Origin of the sequence: Leucobacter sp. NPDC015123 (assembly GCF_043080205.1) — a bacterium.
GTDB classification, from domain to species: domain Bacteria; phylum Actinomycetota; class Actinomycetes; order Actinomycetales; family Microbacteriaceae; genus Leucobacter; species Leucobacter aridicollis_A.
This window is the reverse complement of record NZ_JBIBVH010000004.1, coordinates 245,112-265,993: the sequence shown is the minus strand read 5'-3', so window position 1 is coordinate 265,993 and position 20,882 is coordinate 245,112. Positions and strand designations below refer to the sequence as shown.

The following is a 20,882-nucleotide window of genomic DNA, read 5'->3' as shown; positions in this document are numbered from 1 at the left end:
GAGTAACGCTGCTTAGCGCTTCGAGGCGCGGTACGACTCCCACGACCCGAAGCCTGCAGCAATCGCGCCGAAGAGCACACCAGCAATCGGCCAGACGATCCACGACGTCCCCCAGGCGTTGCCGATGAAACTCCATGCGAGGTATCCCAGGGTGACGAGTGGCCAGTAGAAGCTCGCGATCACGCCAACGATGCTGTGCTCCTCGTCGTCGACTGGGGTGCCGTCGGCAGTAATACTGCCCTCGCGGGTGATCCGGTCGGCGGCGCTCGCTGCCCAGTTCGCGGGGAGAAAAATGAGGAGGCCGAGGGCGACGAGTGTGAGGGCGCCGCTCACCGCGACTCCGCTCCAGCCGTCGGGGAGGATCGTGACGGCCAAGATCGGCGCGAACGCGAAGATCCACAGCCCAATGGCGATCTGCAGCTTGCCTGTCCGCGCCTGTGAATGTGTAGCTGCAAGGTCAGTTGCGAACTTGATTGAGTCGGGTTGCGGCGAGAAATGTCCACGCTCGATGCGGGCGAACTGTGACAGGCGCTGTGCCCTACCGACGAGCACGAGTACGCCGCACGCGATGAGGGCGACGGTCGCCATGATGCCGACGAACACGGCAACGTTGTAGGCACCGCCGCTCCATAGTGCCTCGGCTGTCGTCGTGACTGCAATGAGCGGGGCCATCGCGAAGACGAGCAGGGAGACGCCAAGACCGAGCTTCTCGTCGACGGTCTCGCGCAGCGTCGTGTAGGCCTGTGTCTCGGCAAGACCGAGCGGGGCGTGCTCGCGCGGCGGTCTTGGCTGCGAAGCGGCCTGCGCGGGGAGTTGGGCATCCCCGTGCTGCTGCGCATAGGCAGGGCCAGTCTGCCCGTCAGCGGGCTGCCCTGGGAGTGGTGTCTGTGGCCCTGAACCTGGTAGCGCAGGGTGCGCGGGGGTGGTTGTGGCCTGGGGGCTTGATGAGACAGGGGGTGCGAGCTCGCGCGTGATGCCTAGAACGGGTGCGAGTTCGTCGAGGTTGCCGAACTCGGTGATGACCTTTCCGACGGCCTCGTTCTCAGACATCCCGTCCGCCTTCGCGGCGGCGTAGGCGTCCTCCATCATCGCCTGCAGCTCGGCGCGGGCTTCGACGAGCCGGGGGCTTGCTGGATATCCGGCGAACATAGTGTCCAGGTACGAGATGATGACGTTCACGAGGACGCTCCTTTGGCAAAACGGTCGACGACGGACTTCGTGATCTCCCACTCCGCGAGTTTCTCCTCGAGGTGAGACAGTCCGGCCTGGGTGATCTGATAGTAGGTGCGGGGTTTGCCGGAGTCCGATGAGCCAGCGAACGAGGTGACGAGTTCCGCGACCTCAAGGCGCTTCACCGCTGAATACAGGGTTGTCTGCTTGATTGAGTAGTCGTTGCCTGCGACCGTGGCGATCTGTTGCGCGAGGTCGTACGCGTACGACGGGCGGGTCCGAAGCAGGGAGAGCACCATGAGGTCGACGTAGCCGCGGATTGCATCGGCACCGATCATGCGCGCCTCCTTTCCCTGTTGATGGCGCGTGTGCAGGCGCCGTAGGTCACCAAACGTACTACGTGACGCGTAGTACGTCAAGCGTTTTGCGGGAGCGTATGCGGTAGCGTATTCCTCACAACCTCTGCTAGCGCCCTGAAGGAGTCACCCATGACCGCACTCACATTTACCAAGGGTCACGGAACGGGGAACGACTTTGTGCTCTTCACTGATCCTGATGGCGAGGTTGACCTCACACCCGAGCGTGTCAAGTTCCTCTGTGACCGTCGATTCGGAATCGGCGCCGACGGCGTGATCCGTGCGGTCCGCTCCCGTGCGATCCCTGAGGGGGCCGACATTCTTGCGGTGGAGCCCGAGGCTGAGTGGTTCATGGACTACTGGAACGCCGATGGCACCGTCGCAGAGATGTGCGGCAACGGTGTGCGCGTCTACACGCACTACCTGATCTCTGAGGGGCTCGTCTCGCCGGAACGAAGCGACACGCTCCCGCTCGGCACGCGTGCGGGAGTTCGCGACGTGCTCATCGGCGCGTCGGGCTACACCGTCGACCTTGGGCGGTGGCGGCTCGCTCCCGAACGCCTTGTCGCGGCGACGGGTCTCGCAGTGCCGCGCCCTGGCCTCGGCATCGACGTTGGCAACCCGCACGTCGTGGCAGTGCTCGCCGACGATGCTGAACTTGATGGGCTCGGGCTGGTGAGCGATCCGGCGCTTGATCCGGCCCCTGCTGGTGGCGCAAACGTCGAATTCGTCGTGCCCTCCGAACCACTCCTGAAGAACGGGGTCGCGCATATCCGCATGCGCGTCTTTGAGCGGGGCGTCGGCGAAACGCTGTCGTGCGGCACTGGCGCGGCTGCGGCAGCCCTCGCGTTCCGCCACTGGGGCGGCGAGCAGATGCCGAACAGCTGGAGCGTCGAGGTCCCCGGGGGCAAGCTCGGCATACGCATGTTTGCGACAGAAGAGGGCGAGCACGTGTCGCTCTCAGGCCCTGCCGAGCTCGTCTACAGCGGGACCGTCGAACTGCCATAGCCGAAGAGCTCACTTCGGTACATTCGCGACCTGCACTGCGCTCGCGAATGCACCTCCCTCGGGTCACCTCGGGGTCAACCGAGTGCGCGCCGCGCTGAGTCGCCCCGACCACATCCGAGTCTCAGCGCTACGGAAGCCTAAACGTCTCGACCCGGTACGTAGTTTCTACGGATGTGCTTCAGCGCGCCCAAAACCTAATCTGCTCATATCTTCCCAGCGGTGCCGCAATGATGCGATCCATCGACGGGTGGTGGCGAGAGGCCCGTCGGGCCCCGCGCCGGGGCACGCGTCTCAACCGCTTACCCCGCTTGGCATCGGGGGCGCCGGGCGCGCTCCCGTGAGTGAATCGGGTCCCGATTATGTTCCAGAAAACTCGCCGAGAACCCGGTGGGTATAGCGCGAATCCAGGAACAGGCCGGTTCTGGCTTGTTCTCCTTTCTGCCGTGGCACTCACCCTCGGCCCAGCACCGCTGGCGGCATTCGCGGACGACGCGACAGCTCCCGCTGATGCTCCGGACAGCACCGCCGCTGTCTCAACTCCAGCGACGCCGGCAGCGGCTCCCGCGGCGCCACCGCCAGAGCAGCCGGCCCCCGCGCCGGCCCCTCCGGTTGAGCAAAGCGCGGCCCCCGCGCCAGCGCCTGAACCGGTGGTCGCGCCAGTCCCGGCTCCGGCGCCCGAGCCAGTTGCCGAGGCAGCGCCGGCACAACCTGCGCCGCCCGCCCCTGAAGCGGCGGTGGCCGAGGCCCCAGCTCCAACACCCAGTGCCGCGGATGAGTCTGGTGCTGCGGCACCGAGAACACCCGGTGCGCAGGATCAACGAACTTCGGCTGCAACTCCACCGGCCGAGCGAAGCGAGTCTTCGCCGCAGGCGCGCAATGTGAAGGACGCTGTCGTGATCTGTCACGCAACCGGTGCCGACGGCAAGTGGGTGACGAACGAGCCAGCGAAGAGCGGTGACCTCAATGGTCATGTTGGTCATCAGGACGGTCGTGACATCATCCCGCCGTTCTCGTATGAGGAAGACGGGCAGACGATCGAGTTCCCGGGCCAGAACTGGGATGAGGCTGGTCAGGCGGTCTACAACAACGGCTGTAAATCGCCTGGCACTCCCGATACCGAGTTTCTGACTCCGACGGTCGAGCTTGCGGTCGAGCAGTGTGTTGCTGCTGATGGCGAGGTGCCTGCGGTGATGACGGCGAACCTGGGGGCTTTGACTGCGGGGGAGTCGTATCGGGTGAGCGTCTCGATGGACGGTGGTGTGCCGACGCTGTTGCCGCTTGTTGAGGCGACGGCGGCGACTGCGGTTGTCGAGATTCCGTTGTCTGGCGAGGGTGAGTACGTGGTGACGGTGTCGCGTGTCGGTGCTGAGGACGATGAGGGGGTTGGCAGTGAATCGGTGACGGTGACGCCATGCCCCGACCCACCCGAGGAGCCTGCTCCCGTGAGCATCTGTCACGCGACCGGCGCTGACGGCAAGTGGGTGTTTAACTCACCGGCGACGATGGGCCAGCTCCGCGGTCATGTTGGTCATCAGGATGGTCGTGACATCATCCCGCCGTTCTCGTATGAGGAAGACGGGCAGACGATCGAGTTCCCGGGCCAGAACTGGGATGAGGCTGGTCAGGCGGTCTACAACAACGGCTGTAAATCGCCTGGCACTCCCGATACCGAGTTTCTGACTCCGACGGTCGAGCTTGCGGTCGAGCAGTGTGTTGCTGCTGATGGCGAGGTGCCTGCGGTGATGACGGCGAACCTGGGCGCGTTGACTGCGGGGGAGTCGTATCGGGTGAGCGTCTCGATTGACGGTGGCGTGCCGACGCTGTTGCCGCTTGTCGAGGCGACGGCGGCGACTGCGGTTGTCGAGATTCCGTTGTCTGGCGAGGGTGAGTACGTGGTGACGGTGTCGCGTGTCGGTGCTGAGGACGATGAGGGGGTTGGCAGTGAATCGGTGACGGTGACGCCATGCCCCGACCCGCCCGCACCCGAGATTCGCATCGTCGTCGATCAGTGCCTCGCGGCAGGCGGAACCGTTCCCGAGCAGTTCGAGGTCTTCTTCGACGACACTCTCGCAGGAGAGAACTACTCCCTTCAGGTGAGCAAAGATGGCATCTCCTGGCCGGTTCGCACAGTATTGGGGACCGGAGATGAGGGATCTGTGCTGATCGACACTGCGGGCCCCGGCGAGTACCAGGTGACGCTGAGCTACGGAGAGACATCGGCGCAGGCCACTGTCGAGGTGGAGCCCTGCCCAGAAGCCGATTTCGACCTCGCCCTCGCGAAGAGCGCGACGACGGCTGATGGGGCGGCCGAGGTCGGCGACCTGATCAGGTACACCCTCACAGTCACCGGGAGCGGAAGCAATAGTGCCCTGAATCCGACTGTGACGGATACGCTGCCTGCTGGGCTGGTGTTCGCTGGCGGAGTATCTGCTTCCGACGGCTGGGAGGTGAGCGGTGCCGAAACGGTGACGGCGAGCTTTGCAGGCGCATTCACCGGTGAAGCAAGTATCGAGTTTGACGCGATGGTCACGGTTGCTCCCGCAAGCGGTGAGGTCGTCAACACGGCGTGTGTCTCAAGCGACGGCGCTGCGCCCGAGGTCGAACCCGGCCTCCAATTGGCTGGCATCGGTGATGTAGGCACGTTCGAGACCGTCGGCGAGGAGGAGCCAGACGGTGACAGCACCTCCGACACCAACCCTGGAAATGACTGCGGCCAAGCTGAGACCCCGGTGCGCAGCGTCGGTGTGACTGGGGCTGCGGCCTGTGTGAACGACACACCGTGGTTTACCTACTCGGTGACACCGGCCGGGATCAGCGACCCAGATAGCCTGCCGATCTCGATTATCTGGTGGAGCCCTGAGGCATACGCGGCACGTGACGCCTCCATTCCAGCCGCCGACCACGCTGCGATACTCGCCGACGGGGCCGCAAAGGTTGACACGCTGGCGTACCCAGCAGGCTGGCAGAGCGGAGACACGCTGAGTGGTGAGGTCCTGTGGCCGGGTGCTTCTGTCGACGCGGCGGGCAACCCGACCGGCTGGCCGGGCTGGAGCCAGCGGGCGGACGGCACCTGGTTCGAGGATCCGGCGGCGCCGTTCTACAACCTCCGCGGTGAAACGGTGGTCGAGATCCGGATCAATCCGACGGCTGCCGCAACGACGGTCTATCCTCCCGCAACGCCTGACTGCAACGCGCGGCCGTCGATCACCGAGCCACCGAGCGTTGTGCCCGCGGTCCAGCCGGGCGCGAAGCCTGTTGCTCCTGGTGCGGCCCCAGCAGCGCCTGCGGCTCGACCGGTGCTGATCGCTGAGACCGGCAGTACGGGCCTGGGCACGCTCGGGGCGATCGCGATCGGACTGTTCGCGGCTGGCGCTGGCCTGTCCCTGCTGCATCGGCGGCCTGGAATGAGGAAAGGAGTGAAGTAACGTCGCGCGGCATTGGAAGGAACGCGGCCGGGACCCGGTTCATCACCGGGGCCCGGCCGCATGCTGGGTTGAGCGCCACAGGCCCCCCTCGGACTGTGTGTGGCGTGTGTCCTACTTGTCGGCGAGTGCCGTGTTTTCTGGAAGCACGGACGACTGTGTTGGTTCCCAGAGACCGCTGCGTTGCTCAAGGGAGATGGCGAGTCCCTCGCGGTCGTTGATTCCGAGCTTCGTGAAAATGCGCGCGAGATGCGTTTCGACGGTGCGGGTGGAGATTCGAAGGGTCGCCGCGATGAGTTTCGTCGAGTACCCGAGTACGGCGAGGCCCCCTACCTCGCGTTCTCGAGGCGTGAGCGGCTCTCGCCAGCGAAGTGGCGAGAGCACTCCGTGGCGCGCTAACTGTCGCCCGGCGGCGGAATCCTGTACTGGGCCGCCGCCGCGTCGCTCGAGGATCGCCGAACACAAGGAACCCGAGAACTGTGTTCCGATCGCCTGGTGGAGGGCCTCTGCGCGTTCGCAAGCCCCGCTCGGCAGTGGGACGAGAGCCGCGCCTGCGAGGTGAATCGCGCGCAGCTCAACAAGATGGAGCGCGCGCTCCCGCGCCCACCGTGCGAGCGCGTCCGCGGCGTCTCTGGCGCCAGGATCGTTGAGCCAGAATCGTGCGGCGACCGCTGCGAGCCGGATCGGGCCCTCGACGATCCTGCTCGCGCGCAACGGCGTCTGCTCAAGCAGCGCGATTGCCTCCCAGGCGTGCTCTGCGCGGCCACTTGCCGCGAGCGCCAACGCACTTCCGGCGAGTGATACTGGGAGAAACCCTGAGCCGTCATTGCGGCTGAGCGCATCTGCCGAAGCCGCAAACTCAGCGGCGGCGTCCCCCCAGCGCCCTTGGGCGAGTGCGAGCGTGCCTGTCACAACGCCAACGAGCCCGGTCCCCTCGCGGTAGGCCGCCGTCGGGTGAGCGACCGCTCGGAGGAGTGCCCGGTGTAGCCGCTCGGCGCTCTTCACCTGGCCGTTGAGGATCTCGCTCATGAATAATGCCCCGAAGATTTCCCCGCCCGCTGTCGGGTATGTCCCTGAACGGGAGAGCGCGGCGGGTAACGCGTGACGTGCGACCGCTCGCAGTTCCCGCAGCCGGCCCGCCTGTCCCGCGATCAGGATGTCGGCTCCAGCGACGGGTATCACTTCGGGGGCTCTGGTTGGCGCGCCCGGTGCGAGCCGGAGGCCGCGTGCTGCGGCGAATTTCCCGGCGTAGGCCAAACGAATGTAGCTCCCAGCAACGACATGCAGATGCGCAGGAGAATCAGGGTCGGGGTATGCGTCGAGTAGCCCGTCGAGGATCTTGGTTGCCCCAGAAATGTCGTCGTCCCGATACAGCAGGACATCTGCGCGGGCGAAGCCGAGGTCGATTCGCGACAGAAGGGTGTCGGGTGAGTCTCCCGGGGTGGGAACGAGGGAAATCATGGGGTCGCCCAATGAGTGAGGCCGGGAGGGCTTGTCTCGTGGAGCCGGCGCGCGAAGGAGATCGGCCTCGTCAAGGAGCGTCGGGAGCCCAGAGAGTCTGGCGGCGGTCAACCGAGCGGTTGTCGCGACGATGCGCTGCTGTTCGCTCTGCGTTGCGTCGCTGCCGAGGATGCGCCCAATTCTCGCAGTCAGTCGGTAGCTGTTTGTCGCGCGGGCTGCCGTCAGTGCGCTCCAGAGGATCTCCGGTGGCGGAATACGTCCGGCGTCGAGGAGGACACTCGTGCTCCGCAGCAGCGTCTCGGCTGGAGAGAGCTCAAGGTCGCCGGGAAGCGTGTCGGCGATACGCTGCAGCAACGTGATGCGCTCGCCCGGCGGCGTTGCCTGGCGGACGGTCTCGCCAATGAGCTGGTTGCTCGTGCACACAAGCGGGGTTCCATCAGCCGCCGTGTCTGACCGGAGCACGCGGTGTGCGAGGAGCTCGTCGATCGCCGCTGGCGACGCGATGTCGCCGAGCCGTGCCAGGGCCGAGAGTGGAATCGGCTCCGCGAGCGCTACGGTGAGGAGAGCGGATCGGATCTCGGGGGTGGCCCGCGAGAGCTCATTGATCAGAAAGTCGGGCAGTGACATAGTGGCCTCGTCGCCGCCCGACCAGCTGAACAAGCCATCGAAATGCATGAGCGCTCCCGAGCGCAGCAAACTGGCAACGAGCTCAGTGATGTGGAGCGGGTTGCCGAGCGTCGCGCGATGGATGCGAGTTCCAGTCTCGGCCTCGACCATGCCTGGGGACAGCAAATGGTTGATGAGAGCGGTCGACTGCGGGAGCGTGAGGGGGGTGAGCTCAACGATTGATGCCGGCTGTTCTCGGAGCAGTTGCAGAACTGGGAGCGGCAGCGCCGAGAGGTCTCGTGCCGTGATGATCACGCGGTACCCGGGGGTACCGCACAGCGCCGCGATGACCTGCAGGCTCAGATCATCCGCACTGTCTGCGTCGTCGACGAGGATGACGGTGCCGGGGTGCTGCTGAGGCCAGGCCGCAACGACCGCCGAGTAGCCCGCAGCCGCGTCGAGCGCTTCGGTTTGCTCTTGGTGCGGTAGCACTGTCCTAATGAGCGCAAACGGGATTGGCTGGATGGTGGGCGATGCGTTGAGCACCACGACTGCGGGTCGTGGCTCGGGGATCGACGCGAGCAACTGCCTGGCGAGTACGTGTTTCCCCGCCCCGGGTTCGCCGACGAGTAGCAGGAGGGCGCCCGGGCGGCTGATCGATCGCTCGGCCTCTGACAGTTCTGCACTGCGCAACGTGGCAAGCGGCGCCCCTCTGAGCGACTGTGGGGTCATGATGGCTCCCCTCAACCTGCCGGATGATGTGCCATGCATCATACGCCGCATCGGGGCGCTTTGTTAGCAATTTGCCGTGCCCGAGCCGAGCGCGTGCCTGTTTGGCCCTAGCCGCGCACTGCGCGCAGCACGTGGAACCCCTTTTTGCGTGCGGCGCGGTCGACATCGAAGTCCTCGAACGACGTCGCGATCCACTTCTGCAGCGAGTCAGCGCCGAGGTGCTTCGCGACAACGAGATAGGCAGCGCCACCGGGGATGAGGCGCGGCAGCCACTCCTCGAGGATGCTGTGCAGTACCTCCTTGCCGACACGGATCGGCGGGTTTGAACGGATCTCCGCGAACGCGAGATCAGCCGGGACTTCGTCAGGAGCCGCGACACTGACGTTCGTCAGGCCCAAGCGCTCGGCGTTGCGGCGCGTGAGCTCGCGCGAGCGCTCGTTGACGTCGATTGCCCACACTTCGCGGTCGCGGTGATCGAGTGCGGCCGCGAGTGCGATCGGACCCCACCCGCAGCCGATGTCGAGAATCGGGCGGGTGTCGGCGTGGGACTCCACAGGCTCGCGAACTGTGTCCAGCTCTGTGAGATCGGGGAGGGCAGCGAGCAGCGTAGCGGTGCCCTGGTCGAGGTGGTCAGGGCTGAACACACCGCCTGCGGTGAGCACGGTTCGGGAAGCCCCCGAAAGCTCGACCTGGATCTCGCGCGGCGTGAAGTCGCCGGCCGGAGCCTCTGAGAAATAGTGCTGATTCACGCTCTCAAGTATCCCAGTCAGAAGGCGCTTCACGTGCCCGAAGCGAACATCCGTGCCGCGGGGACAAGATCGACGTACACTTGGGAGTCACATGAGTGATTTCACGAACGACAAGACCACAGCACCCGTGACGGACGCAGTGCAGGGCGAGGCAGAAGACGACCGCCTGGATGCGGCTGCCGAGGATGTCACTGACCCGCTCGAGCGGGTGCTCCGGCGTGCCGCCGGTGCGGGCGCTTCGGTGATCCGCGACCTCTCTGACGCACAGGCGCTCGGCAGCGCCGACCACGACACGCTCGACGACGATGACCACGGGATTCAGATGGAGCGCGAGGACCGAGCCTCGCTGACCCGTGTAGCGGGGCTCTCAACCGAGCTCGAAGACGTCACCGAAGTTGAGTACAGGCAGCTCCGACTCGAGAACGTCGTGCTCATTGGCATCTACAACTCGGGCCGCGGGCATTCAGCTCAGGCCGCGCTCGAGGACGCGGAGAACTCGCTCCGTGAGCTGGCCGCGCTCGCCGAAACGGCGGGCGCAACCGTGCTCGACGGCGTCCTGCAACGCCGCGTGAACCCTGACCCGGCGACCTACTTTGGCAAGGGTAAGGCCCAGGAGCTCGCCGAACTCGTGCGCGCACTCGGCGCCGACACTGTCATCGCGGATGACGAGCTCGGCCCGAGCCAGCGGCGTGCCCTTGAAGACGTGGTGAACGCGAAGGTGATTGACCGGACGACTGTCATTCTCGATATCTTCAGCCAACACGCGAAGAGTCGTGAGGGCAAGGCGCAGGTCGAGCTGGCCCAGCTTGAATACCTGCTTCCGCGACTGCGCGGCTGGGGCGAGTCGATGTCGCGTCAGGCAGGCGGCCAGGTGGGCGCGGCAGGTGCCGGAATGGGATCGCGTGGGCCCGGTGAGACGAAGATCGAGCTCGACCGCCGCCGCATCAACACGCGAATGGCGCGGCTGCGCAAGCAGATCGCAGGCTTTGCGCCCGCTCGCGCCGCCAAGCGCGCGAACCGCAAACGCGGCGAGGTGCCGTCTGTCGCGATCGCCGGCTACACGAACGCCGGCAAGTCGAGCCTGTTGAACCGTCTCACGGGCACGCAAGAGCTCGTGCAGAACCAGCTGTTTGCGACGCTCGACACCGCTGTGCGGCACGCCGAAACGCAAGACGGCCGCGACTTCACCTACGTGGACACTGTCGGCTTTGTGAGAAACCTTCCGCACCAGCTCGTCGAGGCATTCCGCTCGACGTTCGAGGAAGTGGGGGAGTCAGACGTGATCCTGCACGTTGTCGACGCATCTCACCCAGACCCCGAGGCACAGCTCGCGACAGTCCGCGACGTTGTCGCCGAGGTCGAGGCGCAGGGCATCCCCGAGGTCGTCGCGTTCAACAAGGCTGACCTGATCGACGAGTCCCGACGCATGTTGCTACACGGTCTCGTGCCCGACGGTGTGTTCGTCTCTGCGCGCTCGGGCGAGGGCCTCGAAGAGTTAAAGGCGCGCATCGACGCGGCGATCCCGACGCCTGACCGCGAGGTGACAGTCGTCGTCCCCTACGACAGGGGAGACCTCGTCGCCGAGCTGCACGAACGCAACCGTGTGCTCGAGCTCGACTACGACGAGGCTGGGACGAGAGTGCGCGCGCTCGTCACCCCAGAGATGTTTGCCAAGCTCGACGACTACCTCGTATAGCTCAAAGTCGCGGGCACGGCACCCGTGACGTAACACTTCGTCGCACACGGTAACAGTGTGAAATTCAGGCCGGTTGGGGTCATTCCGCCGGGTACTTTTGCAGCAGACGGACCCGAACTGGCGTCCGTGAACTGCACCGCACTGTACCCGACGGAGGACCAACATGACCGCTGCACCACTTCCACAGGCGACCATTCTCGGATACCCGCGGATCGGCAGGCGCCGTGAGCTCAAGCGTGCCGTCGAGTCGTTTTGGGCTGGGCGAATCTCGGAGTCCGAGCTGCGGCAGACAGCTGCGGAACTGCGCGCGGCGACCCGCGCCCGGCTTGTGGAGCTTGGCCTCCCGGCAACTGGCGGCGCGGTCCCGGAGAGCTTCAGCTTCTACGACCAGGTGCTTGACGCGACGCTCGCCGTCGGCGCGATTCCTCAGCGCTTCGGCGCCCAGACTGGATCAGATCTCGACACCTACTTCAGGCTCGCACGTGGAGACGCCGAGCACCAGCCGCTCGAGATGACGAAGTGGTTCGACACGAACTACCACTACAGCGTGCCCGAGATCGACGCAGACACCAAGTTTGCAGCGAACCCGGCTGCGCTCGTCGAACAGTTTAAGGAGGCGCAGGCGCAGGGAATCGAGACCCGTCCCGTGCTCGTCGGCCCCGTCACCTACCTGCTGCTCGCGAAGGCGTCTGATGAGGCGGCTGAAGGGTTTGACCCCGCGGACAGGCTCGACGACCTTGTCGGTGTGTACGCAGAACTTCTTGCGGCGCTCGCCGCAGCGGGCGTCGCGTGGGTGCAGCTCGACGAGCCCGCCGTCGTCTCCGACTCGCTGCGCGTGACGCGGGAAGAAGCCCTGGGCCTTGTCGAGCGCGCATACGCGACACTGGGTGGGGCTGCACAACGCCCCCGGATCCTGATCGCTGCGCCGTACGGCGATTCGGCCGCGGCGCTCACGAGGCTCGCTGCGCTCCCGGTTGAGGCTGTGCACACAGACCTCGTGCGCGGCTCGCTCCCCGCAGCTGCGCTCGCGGACGGCTCGCTCACCAAGGCGTTCGCCGGGACGCAGCTGGTTGCCGGTGTCGTCGACGGCCGAAGCATCTGGCGCACCGACCTTCGCAGCGCATTCGCGCAACTGACTCAGCTGACCGACGCAGGCATTGACACTGTCGTCGGCACCTCGAACAACCTGCAGCACGTGCCACACGACGTGCGCGACGAGACGAAGCTTGATGCTCGGCTGCAGTCGTGGCTCGCGTTTGCCGACCAAAAGGTCGAGCAGGTCGCGATCCTCGCCCGCGGGCTGTCCGATGGCGCCGAGGCGATCGAGGCCGAACTCGCGGAGGTCGACAGGGTGCTCGCGGACCGCGACGCCGCCCCGGGTGTGCGCATTGACGCGATCCGCGCGCGAGTGGCCGCGGCAGGTGACGCGGACCGCAACCGCGTCACTGAGGAAGATCGGCGTACAGCCCAGCAGGATCTCGGGATCCCGCACCTCGCGACAACCACCATCGGCTCGTTCCCGCAGACCCCCGAGATTCGCAAGGCACGCGCCTCGTTCGTGCGCGGTGAGATCGACGAAGCCGCATACGAAGGCTTCCTGCGTGACGAGATCACGAGCGTGATCCGGTTGCAGGAGGAGATCGGGCTCGACGTGCTCGTGCACGGTGAGGCTGAACGCAACGACATGGTCCAGTACTTCGCCGAGCTGCTCGACGGTTTCGCGGTCACCGAGCACGGCTGGGTGCAGTCGTACGGTAGCCGTGCGACGCGCCCGTCGATCCTGTGGGGTGACGTTTCGCGCCCGGCCCCGATGACTGTGCGCTGGTCGGAGTTCGCGCAGTCGCTCACCGACCGCCCGGTGAAGGGCATGCTCACTGGGCCCGTCACGATCCTCGCGTGGTCATTCGTGCGCGATGACCAGCCCCTGGGAGACACCGCCTCGCAGGTCGCGCTCGCGCTTCGCGACGAGATCGATGACCTCGTCGAGGCAGGAATCAACATTGTGCAGGTCGACGAGCCAGCGCTGCGGGAGCTGCTGCCGCTGGACCGCGACAGGCAGGCCGCCTACCTCGACTGGTCAGTCGGTGCGTTCAGGCTCGCGACGGGCGGGGCTCAGGCCGGCGTGCAGATCCACACGCACCTCTGTTACTCGGAGTTCGGCGAGATCATCGACGCTGTCGACGGCCTCGACGCTGACGTCACGTCGATTGAGGCTGCCCGCAGCCGCATGGACGTCGTCCAGCCGCTTGGTGACCACGGCTACTCGCGCGGCATCGGCCCCGGCGTCTACGACATTCACTCGCCTCGTGTACCGGGAGTCGAAGAGCAGACGGAGCTCATCAGGATCGCAGCTGAGCGCATCCCAGGCGAGCAGCTCTGGGTGAACCCCGACTGCGGCCTGAAGACGCGCGGCTATGACGAGACCGTCGCAAGCCTCACGAACCTCGTGTTGGCCGCGAAGGCCGTTCGCGCGGAGGCGTAGTGGCCGCCCCAGCGGCTGCCACCGCCTTTGGCGCGGCCGGGGTGCCTGCGTGGCCTGCGGAGGGGCTGCCGACCGAACAGGTCGGCTCCCTCCCGCGCCCCACACGCCTCCAGCGCGCGGTGCTCGACGCCGAGATCGGTGTGGCGTCCGGCGAAGAACTTGCAGCTGAGCAGGATCTTGCCGTGCGGGAGACGCTCGCACGCCTCGCAGAGACAGGGTCGCCGATCGTCAGTGACGGTGAACAGCGACGCGAGAGCTTCGCGAGCTACCCGCTCGCCGGAGCTGATGTCGAAGCGGGGCCGGTGTTCGCAGTGTTCGCCGACGGGCATCACCGCGTCGTGCCGAGGCTCGCGTCCGCGCCGTTCCGGTTCCAGAGCTGGGCGGCCGACGACGTTGCGGCGGCCCGCGCCCAAACCGATCTTCCGTTGAAGCAGGCGGTGATCTCACCGTCGATGCTCTCGCTCACGATTCCCGACGAGGGGCTCGGTGACTACTCGCGCGAAGCCTTCCTCGGCGACGTTGTTGCTGGCTGCGCCGAGGACATCAGGCGCTGTTTCGCGGCGGGAGCGAGCCGCGTCTCGATTGACTTTACCGAGGGGCGGCTGGCGCTGCGCCGCGACGTTCGCGCCCCCTGGGCCGGGCCGCAAGCGCTCGCCGGGTTTATCGAGCTACTCAACCGGGTGCTTGACGAACTCGGCGACGCCGAGCGGAGCGCGGTCGGGGTGCACACGTGCCCCGGCAACGACAACGACTCAGCACATAGTGCCGACGTCGACTACGCAGAGCTGCTGCCCGAGCTGTTTCAGATCGAGGCGGGCTACTTTCTGGTGCAGGCGGCTGGCGAGAAGGATCCGGATCGCGTCGCCCGGCTTGTCGGCAGGGAGATCGGCGCGCTCCAAGCGGCCGGGCGCGCAGCGCCCAGGGTGCTCCTCGGCGTCACCAACCCGACGAACCCGAAGCTCGAGACCGCCGAGCAGGTGCGCGACCAGCTCGTGCGGGCGGCCCGGTTCGTGCCTCCCGAGCTCCTGGGGTCTACCGACGACTGCGGCTTCTCGCCGTACCTCATCGACGAGAAGCCACGCCACGGCTCACCTGACTACGCGCGGGACGTGGCGTTCGCGAAGCTCGCAGCACGCGTCCGCGGCACCGAGCTCGCGGCGGCGGAACTTGCAGGCCCGGCGCAGGTCATTGGGGGTGCACTGTGAACGCGACCCTGCTCACGGGGAGTGCGCCGACCCGCGCGCGGTTCTCGTTCGAAGTGTTCCCCGCACGGTCGGGCGCTGCTGCGCTCGCGCTTGGCAACTCGGTGCAGCACCTGTCAGCGGTCGGACCCGACTTCATCTCAGTCACGTACGGCGCGAATGGGTCACACCGCGACGCGTCACTCGACCTGCTCGCCTATCTCCGGGAGCACACGGACGCGCTGCCGCTCGCGCACCTGACGACAGTGAGAGAGTCTCGTGAGACCATCCGTGAGACTATCCACCGCATTATGGACGCAGGGATCCACGACTTTCTCGCCCTGCGTGGAGACCCGCCGCGCGGACTCGATGAGTCGAGCCCCGAGGTAGCCGGATCGCTGAGCGCGCTGGAGCTCACCCAGCTCATCGCTGAGGCACGGGCTGAGCGCCCGGCGTTCACGAGCGTCGGCCGCACCGCGGTCGCGGCGTACCCGAACGGCCACCCGCTCTCTCGGGGCCAGGCGGCTGACATTGACTGGCTGCTCGCGAAGGAGGCGGCAGGCGCCCAGTTCGCGATCACGCAGCTGTTCTTTCACGCCGACGAGTACTTGAGCTTCGCTGACGCGGCACGTGACGCGGGGCTGCAGATGCCACTGCTTCCTGGGCTCATGCCGGTCTCGACAAGCGGTCAGCTGCGCAAGGTGGCATCACTCGCGGGGCGGCCCGCGCCCACCAGTCTCGAACACGCCATGGAGGAAGCCGGGGGATACGCCCCTGAGCTCGGTGTCGAGCATACGATCAACCTTGCCCGCGAGCTGCTCGCCGGCGGCGCCCCGTCGATTCACCTGTACACCTTCAACAGGCACGAGCAGGTGCTCGCTGTGCTCAGCGAGCTCGACCTGCTCTCATAGCCCGCCGGCTGTGCCCGCACGTGCGCGGAGAATGCCAATCAAGCCTTGAATTCATGGAGTACATAACATCTCGGCAATTGGAATACGTTCGTCGCTTGATTCGGTGGTGGATGGTGAGGTAGATTGTTGACCGTTGGGGGGCCTGCAAGTTGCAGGCCCCCTTTTTTGTGAGGCGTGTCGGAAGGAGTGTGGCTTGGCTATCCAATTTGACGACGGCGTCGCAGACGCACTCGCCCAAGCGCTCGAGGCAGCCGACGACACACTCCGTGGCATCGGCTACATCCGCTCCAACGCAGTCACTGCTGCCGTCACCGATTTCAAGGGCGGATACTCGCGCCTGTTCGTGACCGCTGCCCAGACGGAGAGTCAGGAACGGGGACGCCTTGCAAGACTCCTGGACGAGGTGCGTGGGCAGGTGCAGGACGCGAAGGCCGCAGCGAGGAAAGAACGCGACCGGCAAACAGCGCACGACGCCTGGAAACAACGCGACGATGCGAGACGGCAAGAAGAGTACGCCGCATCAGTTCAAGGGCTCCCTGCCCCTGCTGGGTACCCGGAACCGGAACCAGACTCGATCCCGGTAGCGTCCCCACACATCACCGCATCGTTCAGTCCCAGCGCACGCACCAGACACGTCGCCAACGGTGGGGCGAAAGGGACAAGTTCTGCAGATCCGGAACGGCTACGGCACTTTGTCACCACCTCACAAGGACTCACACGCAGGATGGAGTCAGCCCTCACCGCAGTGCACTCCGCTACGGCATCGTTTCAGGGGTCGTGTTCCTGGACGTCGATCGCTATCGCCCCCATGCTGGACGGGTTCTCAAGGTTGATTGACGAGAACCGGCGCGATGAAACATGGATGACGGCGGTCGCTGACGCGTTCGACAGCCTACGAGCCTTTCGCATCAACGATTTCCTCATCACGCTAGCTGTCGTCGCGGATAACCCCGAAGCACTCCAGCAGCTTCTCCTTGGGGGGACACTCTCCGTCAAGCAAGTCGCCTCGATATGGCAACTTCTGACAGCAACCCCCGGATTTGACGCAGACAAGATCCTGAAAAAGTACGCGCACGTGCTGGGGGCTCTTGACGGGATGCCCGCCCTCGCACGCGTCACCGCGAACAAGTACAACGCGGAACGCATCATGAAGACTATCGAAGCAGAACTCGCCGCGTTAAAGCCTGGCGACAAGAACGCGTCCCACCTGCAAAAGCAGATCGAGTACCTTACCAAGGTCGTCAACGGGGAAGTCCAGCTGTACCTCTACGATCCCGCGGCTTCTCGCATCGTCGAGATGCTCGGCACCCCCGGCCCAGACACCATCCGAGCAATCACCTACGTACCAGGCACCTACACCAGCCTCCACTCGTTCCACAACGGCGGCGTCCAACACATCGCCAAGTACTTGACCGGGAAAAAGGGGCTTCCGGGGAGTGTCGCGTTCGTGTACAAAGACGGGATCTTCCCCGGAGAAAACGAGAAAACCGGGAACGCGAACATGCTTCGAATCACCGAAGCAAACGACCTCGAATTCGGGCGATCAGCAGGCGAACAACTCGAGCGCTTCCAAGCCGGAATGCGGGCAGACCCCTATCTTTCCGGCGTGAAGCAGATGGGTGTCGGCCACAGTTGGGGACTCGCGAACCTCACGAGTTCTGAAGTCGCGGGAGCCCGCTACGACAAGGTGATCTCGCTCGCTGGGGCCTGGATGCTCCCCGATTGGGAACCCGCAGCCACAACCGCCTACCTTGACGTTTCCTACGAGGACGTTCTGACGCGTGCGCAGCGAGAGGGCTACGTCGGCGAAGGACGATACCCCCGACGAGACCCCGCGTTCACGAGCCTGGTCTACCCAGGCTATGGGGGCGACACCCCCGACCTGAACGAACTCGTAGCCAACCACAACCTCATCGCCACCACCGACGATGACAACCAAGATGTGATTGACACGTTGAAGAAGGCGCTCGAACGATGAACACGAAACACGTACTCACCTCGATGATCGTCGTAGGGTTGCTGAGTCTGACCGGGTGCTCAACGCTTACGGCAGCGTCACAAAAGGAGCCAGAAGTGGACACAAAACTGACGTGGCAAGAAGCAAAAGCCACGACCCAGGAAATGGAACGTGAAATCGCGGATCTCATCCCCAAAGACGTCATCGTCGACGTCTACCAAGTAGACACAGGAACGCTCATGCCCTGCAGCGACGGCTCGGACCGCTGGTTCGGCGGCATGACCATCACCGTCGCTAAAGGCACCGACATCGAAGCAATCGTCCGCGACATCGAAACCCACTACGCAAGCACGAACTATCTGACAAGCAACCGGTTGGACTTCAACGGGAACTACAACATCGCGGTGAAAGACCCAGAAACCACGATACGCATCCTCGTAGGAGAAGGCCTCGAATCAACCCACATCGATCTGTCGTCAGCCTCTGAGTGCTTCGTGCTCCCCGAAGGCGTCTACCCCGGCGGCGACTTCTAGGCCTCGGTCACCACAGTGAAACCGCAAAGCGTTATCGGTCTTGTCGTGGGGCTGCTGAGTCTGGCCGGGTGTTCATCGCTCATGCCGGCATCACAGAAGGAGCCGGAAGTGGACACAGAACTGACGTGGCAGGAAGCAAAAGCGGCTACCCAGGAAATGGAACGTGAAATCGCGGCCCTGATCCCCAAAGACGTCGTTATTCATGTGAGAGAGTCCGATACAGGCACTTTGTTTCAATGTGGAGAAGAATCACACAGCTGGTACGGCGGAATGACCATCACTGTTGCTGAAGGCACCGATATCGAAGCGATCGTCCGCGACATCGAAACCCACTACGCAAACACGAAATACATCATAAGAAACAGCCTAGATATCGATGGGAATTACCAGATTGGGGTAAAAGACCCCGAAACTACAACCGATGTTCTCATCGGGGAAGGCCTGGAACCGACCCACATCGATTTTCTAGGGTCGTCTGAGTGTTTTGTGCTCCCCGAGGGCGTATACCCCGGTGGCGACTTCTAAGCATCGGCCAACAATGAAACCGCAAAGCGTCATCGGTCTCCTCGTTGGGTTGCTCGCCCTCGCAGGGTGCGCGCAACCCGCGGAGCGTCCGTCTTTTGCGGAGGTGAAGGCCGCGACTCAATCAATGGAGCGTGAGCTCGCAGGCGCGACGCCTGAAGGTGTCTTTGTGAAGTTTGCGCAGGCCGGAACGGGTGAGCTATCTGTATGTCGGAGGAGCTGGTATCGGTGGCATGGTGACGCAGTGATCACCGTCGCTGCAGGCACTGATACCGACGCAATCATCCAGGACCTTGAAGACCACTTCACAAAGGCCGGCTACGAAACGCATTCAGATCCTGACGTTTTCCGGCAACACAGGTTAGGGATCACCGATCCAGAAACAGGCACAACAGTTCGTGTCGCTACAGGGTTTGCTCCGGACCAGATCCGGTTGTCGTCGGCTTCTGAATGCTTCTTCAGCCCTGGCGGTGAGGCCCCCGAACTCTAGCGGTTACACCGAGCAGCGGCAGGAGTGCGTGCTGTGTTGCGTGAAGGCCGGGGTGCTCGAGACCATCGGGATCGGAGCGGTCCGAGACTGGGCAGGGTCACTGCGGCTAGCCTCGTCGACCCGGAAGCCACATCGTCGACGCGATCACCTTGGGCGTGCGAGTTAGACGGAGCGGAAGACCGCGACGACCTTCCCGAGTACCTCGGCATGGTCGCCAAGAATCGGCTCGAAAGCGCTATTTCGGGGCAGCAGCCATGTGTGGCCGTCGCGCCGTCTGAACACCTTCACGGTTGCTTCGCCATCGAGCATGGCGGCGACGATGTCGCCGTTGTCTGCCTCGCGTTGCTGGCGCACGACGACGAAGTCGCCGTCGCAGATCGCAGCGTCAATCATCGAATCTCCGACAACCTTCAGCATGAACAGCTGGCCGTCGCCCACGAGCTGGCGGGGGAGCGGTACGACCTCCTCGACCTGCTGGTCGGCGGTGATTGGAACGCCTGCGGCGATCTGACCCACCAGCGGAACGTATGCGGTCTCCTGGGTCTCCGTAGCCGGCGCGTCTGCGATGGCGCTGCTCGTGACCGCGAGCTCGACGAGGATCTCGAGCGCGCGTGGGCGGTTGGGGTCTCGCCGGATGTAGCCCCCGAGCTCGAGGCGGCTGAGCTGGTGTGTGACGCTCGACAGTGACGAGAGTCCGACGGCGTCGCCGATCTCGCGCATGCTCGGCGGGTAGCCCCGTGACTCAACGGAGCGCGCGATGAACTCGAGGATCGCCTGCTGCTTTTCGGTCAACGGCTTTTGTGGGGGTGAGGCCAGATCGCTCATGGCTCGTCCTCTCGAGTCTGGGACCGCGGCCGATTGGCCGCTGGAGTCGGGCTGCTATTCACGGAGAAACGGTGAATGTCGGTGGTCACTGGTTAGGTGAGGGCACTGTTCGAACCCTAGCTCGGATGTTCGAGGCGAGGCAAACATTTGTTCGAGTGTCGCGCGTATTCGCGTCAAACTTCTTCGAATTCTTGCCTTGCGAAATCGTTCATTCGAAGATATATTCGAAATAGATGTTCGACCGAACGGTATTTGTTCGAACACTCTCAAGAGAGGAACCCCTCATGACTGCTACAGCAACTGTCACCGCAATGGGCCCCCGCATCGATGCAGACCGGGCCAGCGTGCGCGCTGTCTTTTCCCCGACCGCCACCGCACCCAAGACCCGGCTCAAGCTGACTCGCCGCGGGCGCGTGGTCTTTGGGGGTCTTGCCACCATTCTTATTGCTGGGGCGCTTGGCGTCGCGGCGTCGTTCGCGGCCCCTGGCGCGGTCGCCAACGGCGCGGCAAGCTCGCAGGAGTTTCCATACGTTGTGGCGCAGTCGGGCGACTCGCTGTGGAGTATTGCTTCCGCACTGGAGCCGACCGCAGACCCCCGCGACGTGGTGGCAGAAATTCAGCGTCTGAATCAGATGCAGGCAGCAGACCTGCAAGCCGGCGATGCGATTGCTGTTCCTCTGCGCTTCGCGGGCGACGAGGCGACCTTCCCGGCGTCCGACCTCTCGTAGTTGGCAGTTGCCCGGCGCAGTTGGTGCCCTTTCTTTCGTGGCCGAGTAATCGT

The 20,882-nt window shown here is 64.8% G+C and carries 16 protein-coding genes; 11 read left to right on the top strand and 5 right to left on the bottom strand.

Going from position 1 to position 20,882, the window contains the following annotated elements; genetic code table 11:
- Positions 1–12: 12 nt before the first annotated feature.
- Positions 13–1,179, bottom strand: coding sequence for a permease prefix domain 1-containing protein (locus ACF07D_RS10280; RefSeq protein WP_391504845.1), 1,167 nt, complete (start codon positions 1,177–1,179; stop codon positions 13–15).
- On the bottom strand, positions 1,176–1,508 hold the full coding sequence (locus tag ACF07D_RS10275; RefSeq protein WP_119279009.1) for a PadR family transcriptional regulator: 333 nt from the start codon (positions 1,506–1,508) through the stop codon (positions 1,176–1,178). The genes ACF07D_RS10280 and ACF07D_RS10275 overlap by 4 nt, the downstream gene beginning before the upstream one ends.
- A gap of 150 nt (positions 1,509–1,658) precedes the next feature.
- Between ACF07D_RS10275 and dapF the strand changes: the two genes are divergently transcribed.
- Both dapF and ACF07D_RS10265 read left to right on the top strand, forming a co-directional pair.
- The gene (dapF, locus tag ACF07D_RS10270) at positions 1,659–2,534 is read left to right on the top strand and encodes a diaminopimelate epimerase (RefSeq protein WP_391504844.1); all 876 of its coding nucleotides are present in this window, start codon (positions 1,659–1,661) and stop codon (positions 2,532–2,534) included.
- Positions 2,535–3,427: 893 nt separating this feature from the next.
- Positions 3,428–5,959 (top strand): DUF11 domain-containing protein, encoded by a 2,532-nt coding sequence (locus ACF07D_RS10265; RefSeq protein ID WP_391504843.1) that lies wholly within the window; start codon positions 3,428–3,430, stop codon positions 5,957–5,959.
- Positions 5,960–6,070: 111 nt separating this feature from the next.
- Here ACF07D_RS10265 and ACF07D_RS10260 read toward each other — a convergent pair whose 3' ends face one another.
- Positions 6,071–8,755: a LuxR C-terminal-related transcriptional regulator gene (locus ACF07D_RS10260; protein WP_391504842.1), complete on the bottom strand. Its 2,685-nt coding sequence runs from the start codon at positions 8,753–8,755 to the stop codon at positions 6,071–6,073.
- A gap of 107 nt (positions 8,756–8,862) precedes the next feature.
- The gene (locus ACF07D_RS10255) at positions 8,863–9,504 is read right to left on the bottom strand and encodes a class I SAM-dependent methyltransferase (RefSeq protein WP_391504841.1); all 642 of its coding nucleotides are present in this window, start codon (positions 9,502–9,504) and stop codon (positions 8,863–8,865) included.
- Between the two features lie 91 nt (positions 9,505–9,595).
- Between ACF07D_RS10255 and hflX the strand changes: the two genes are divergently transcribed.
- From hflX to ACF07D_RS10215, 8 genes are all read left to right on the top strand, one after another.
- Positions 9,596–11,200: a GTPase HflX gene (gene hflX / locus ACF07D_RS10250; RefSeq protein ID WP_391504840.1), complete on the top strand. Its 1,605-nt coding sequence runs from the start codon at positions 9,596–9,598 to the stop codon at positions 11,198–11,200.
- A gap of 163 nt (positions 11,201–11,363) precedes the next feature.
- Entirely contained in the window at positions 11,364–13,682 is a 2,319-nt protein-coding gene (gene metE / locus ACF07D_RS10245; RefSeq protein ID WP_391504839.1) for a 5-methyltetrahydropteroyltriglutamate--homocysteine S-methyltransferase, read from the top strand.
- A complete protein-coding gene (locus tag ACF07D_RS10240) occupies positions 13,682–14,887 on the top strand; it encodes a hypothetical protein (protein WP_391504838.1) in 1,206 nt (401 codons plus the stop codon). The genes metE and ACF07D_RS10240 overlap by 1 nt, the downstream gene beginning before the upstream one ends.
- Positions 14,884–15,774, top strand: coding sequence for a methylenetetrahydrofolate reductase (locus ACF07D_RS10235; RefSeq protein WP_391504837.1), 891 nt, complete (start codon positions 14,884–14,886; stop codon positions 15,772–15,774). Before ACF07D_RS10240 ends, ACF07D_RS10235 begins: the two co-directional genes overlap by 4 nt.
- 193 nt (positions 15,775–15,967) lie before the next feature.
- Positions 15,968–17,752, top strand: a complete 1,785-nt coding sequence (locus tag ACF07D_RS10230; RefSeq protein ID WP_391504836.1) for a hypothetical protein — start codon at positions 15,968–15,970, stop codon at positions 17,750–17,752.
- A 95-nt stretch (positions 17,753–17,847) separates the two neighbouring features.
- Positions 17,848–18,264, top strand: a complete 417-nt coding sequence (locus ACF07D_RS10225; protein WP_391504835.1) for a hypothetical protein — start codon at positions 17,848–17,850, stop codon at positions 18,262–18,264.
- A gap of 108 nt (positions 18,265–18,372) precedes the next feature.
- Positions 18,373–18,789 (top strand): hypothetical protein, encoded by a 417-nt coding sequence (locus ACF07D_RS10220; RefSeq protein WP_391504834.1) that lies wholly within the window; start codon positions 18,373–18,375, stop codon positions 18,787–18,789.
- Between the two features lie 13 nt (positions 18,790–18,802).
- Positions 18,803–19,276: a hypothetical protein gene (locus tag ACF07D_RS10215; protein ID WP_391504833.1), complete on the top strand. Its 474-nt coding sequence runs from the start codon at positions 18,803–18,805 to the stop codon at positions 19,274–19,276.
- A gap of 162 nt (positions 19,277–19,438) precedes the next feature.
- Here the strand turns inward: ACF07D_RS10215 and lexA are convergent, their stop codons facing one another.
- Positions 19,439–20,101 (bottom strand): transcriptional repressor LexA, encoded by a 663-nt coding sequence (lexA, locus tag ACF07D_RS10210; protein ID WP_119284272.1) that lies wholly within the window; start codon positions 20,099–20,101, stop codon positions 19,439–19,441.
- A 284-nt stretch (positions 20,102–20,385) separates the two neighbouring features.
- Between lexA and ACF07D_RS10205 the strand changes: the two genes are divergently transcribed.
- A complete protein-coding gene (locus tag ACF07D_RS10205) occupies positions 20,386–20,829 on the top strand; it encodes a LysM peptidoglycan-binding domain-containing protein (protein ID WP_391504832.1) in 444 nt (147 codons plus the stop codon).
- The last annotated feature ends 53 nt before the right edge of the window (positions 20,830–20,882 follow it).

Bases quoted from the DNA above. Each gene is read 5' to 3' on its own strand.
- ACF07D_RS10275 (WP_119279009.1), bottom strand. From the start codon at position 1,508: ATGATCGGTGCCGATGCAATCCGCGGCTACGTCGACCTCATGGTGCTC.
- ACF07D_RS10260 (WP_391504842.1), bottom strand. From the start codon at position 8,755: ATGACCCCACAGTCGCTCAGAGGGGCGCCGCTTGCCACGTTGCGCAGT.
- metE (WP_391504839.1), top strand. From the start codon at position 11,364: ATGACCGCTGCACCACTTCCACAGGCGACCATTCTCGGATACCCGCGG.
- ACF07D_RS10215 (WP_391504833.1), top strand. From the start codon at position 18,803: ATGAAACCGCAAAGCGTCATCGGTCTCCTCGTTGGGTTGCTCGCCCTC.
- ACF07D_RS10205 (WP_391504832.1), top strand. From the start codon at position 20,386: ATGACTGCTACAGCAACTGTCACCGCAATGGGCCCCCGCATCGATGCA.
- lexA (WP_119284272.1), bottom strand. From the start codon at position 20,101: ATGAGCGATCTGGCCTCACCCCCACAAAAGCCGTTGACCGAAAAGCAG.
- hflX (WP_391504840.1), top strand. From the start codon at position 9,596: ATGAGTGATTTCACGAACGACAAGACCACAGCACCCGTGACGGACGCA.
- dapF (WP_391504844.1), top strand. From the start codon at position 1,659: ATGACCGCACTCACATTTACCAAGGGTCACGGAACGGGGAACGACTTT.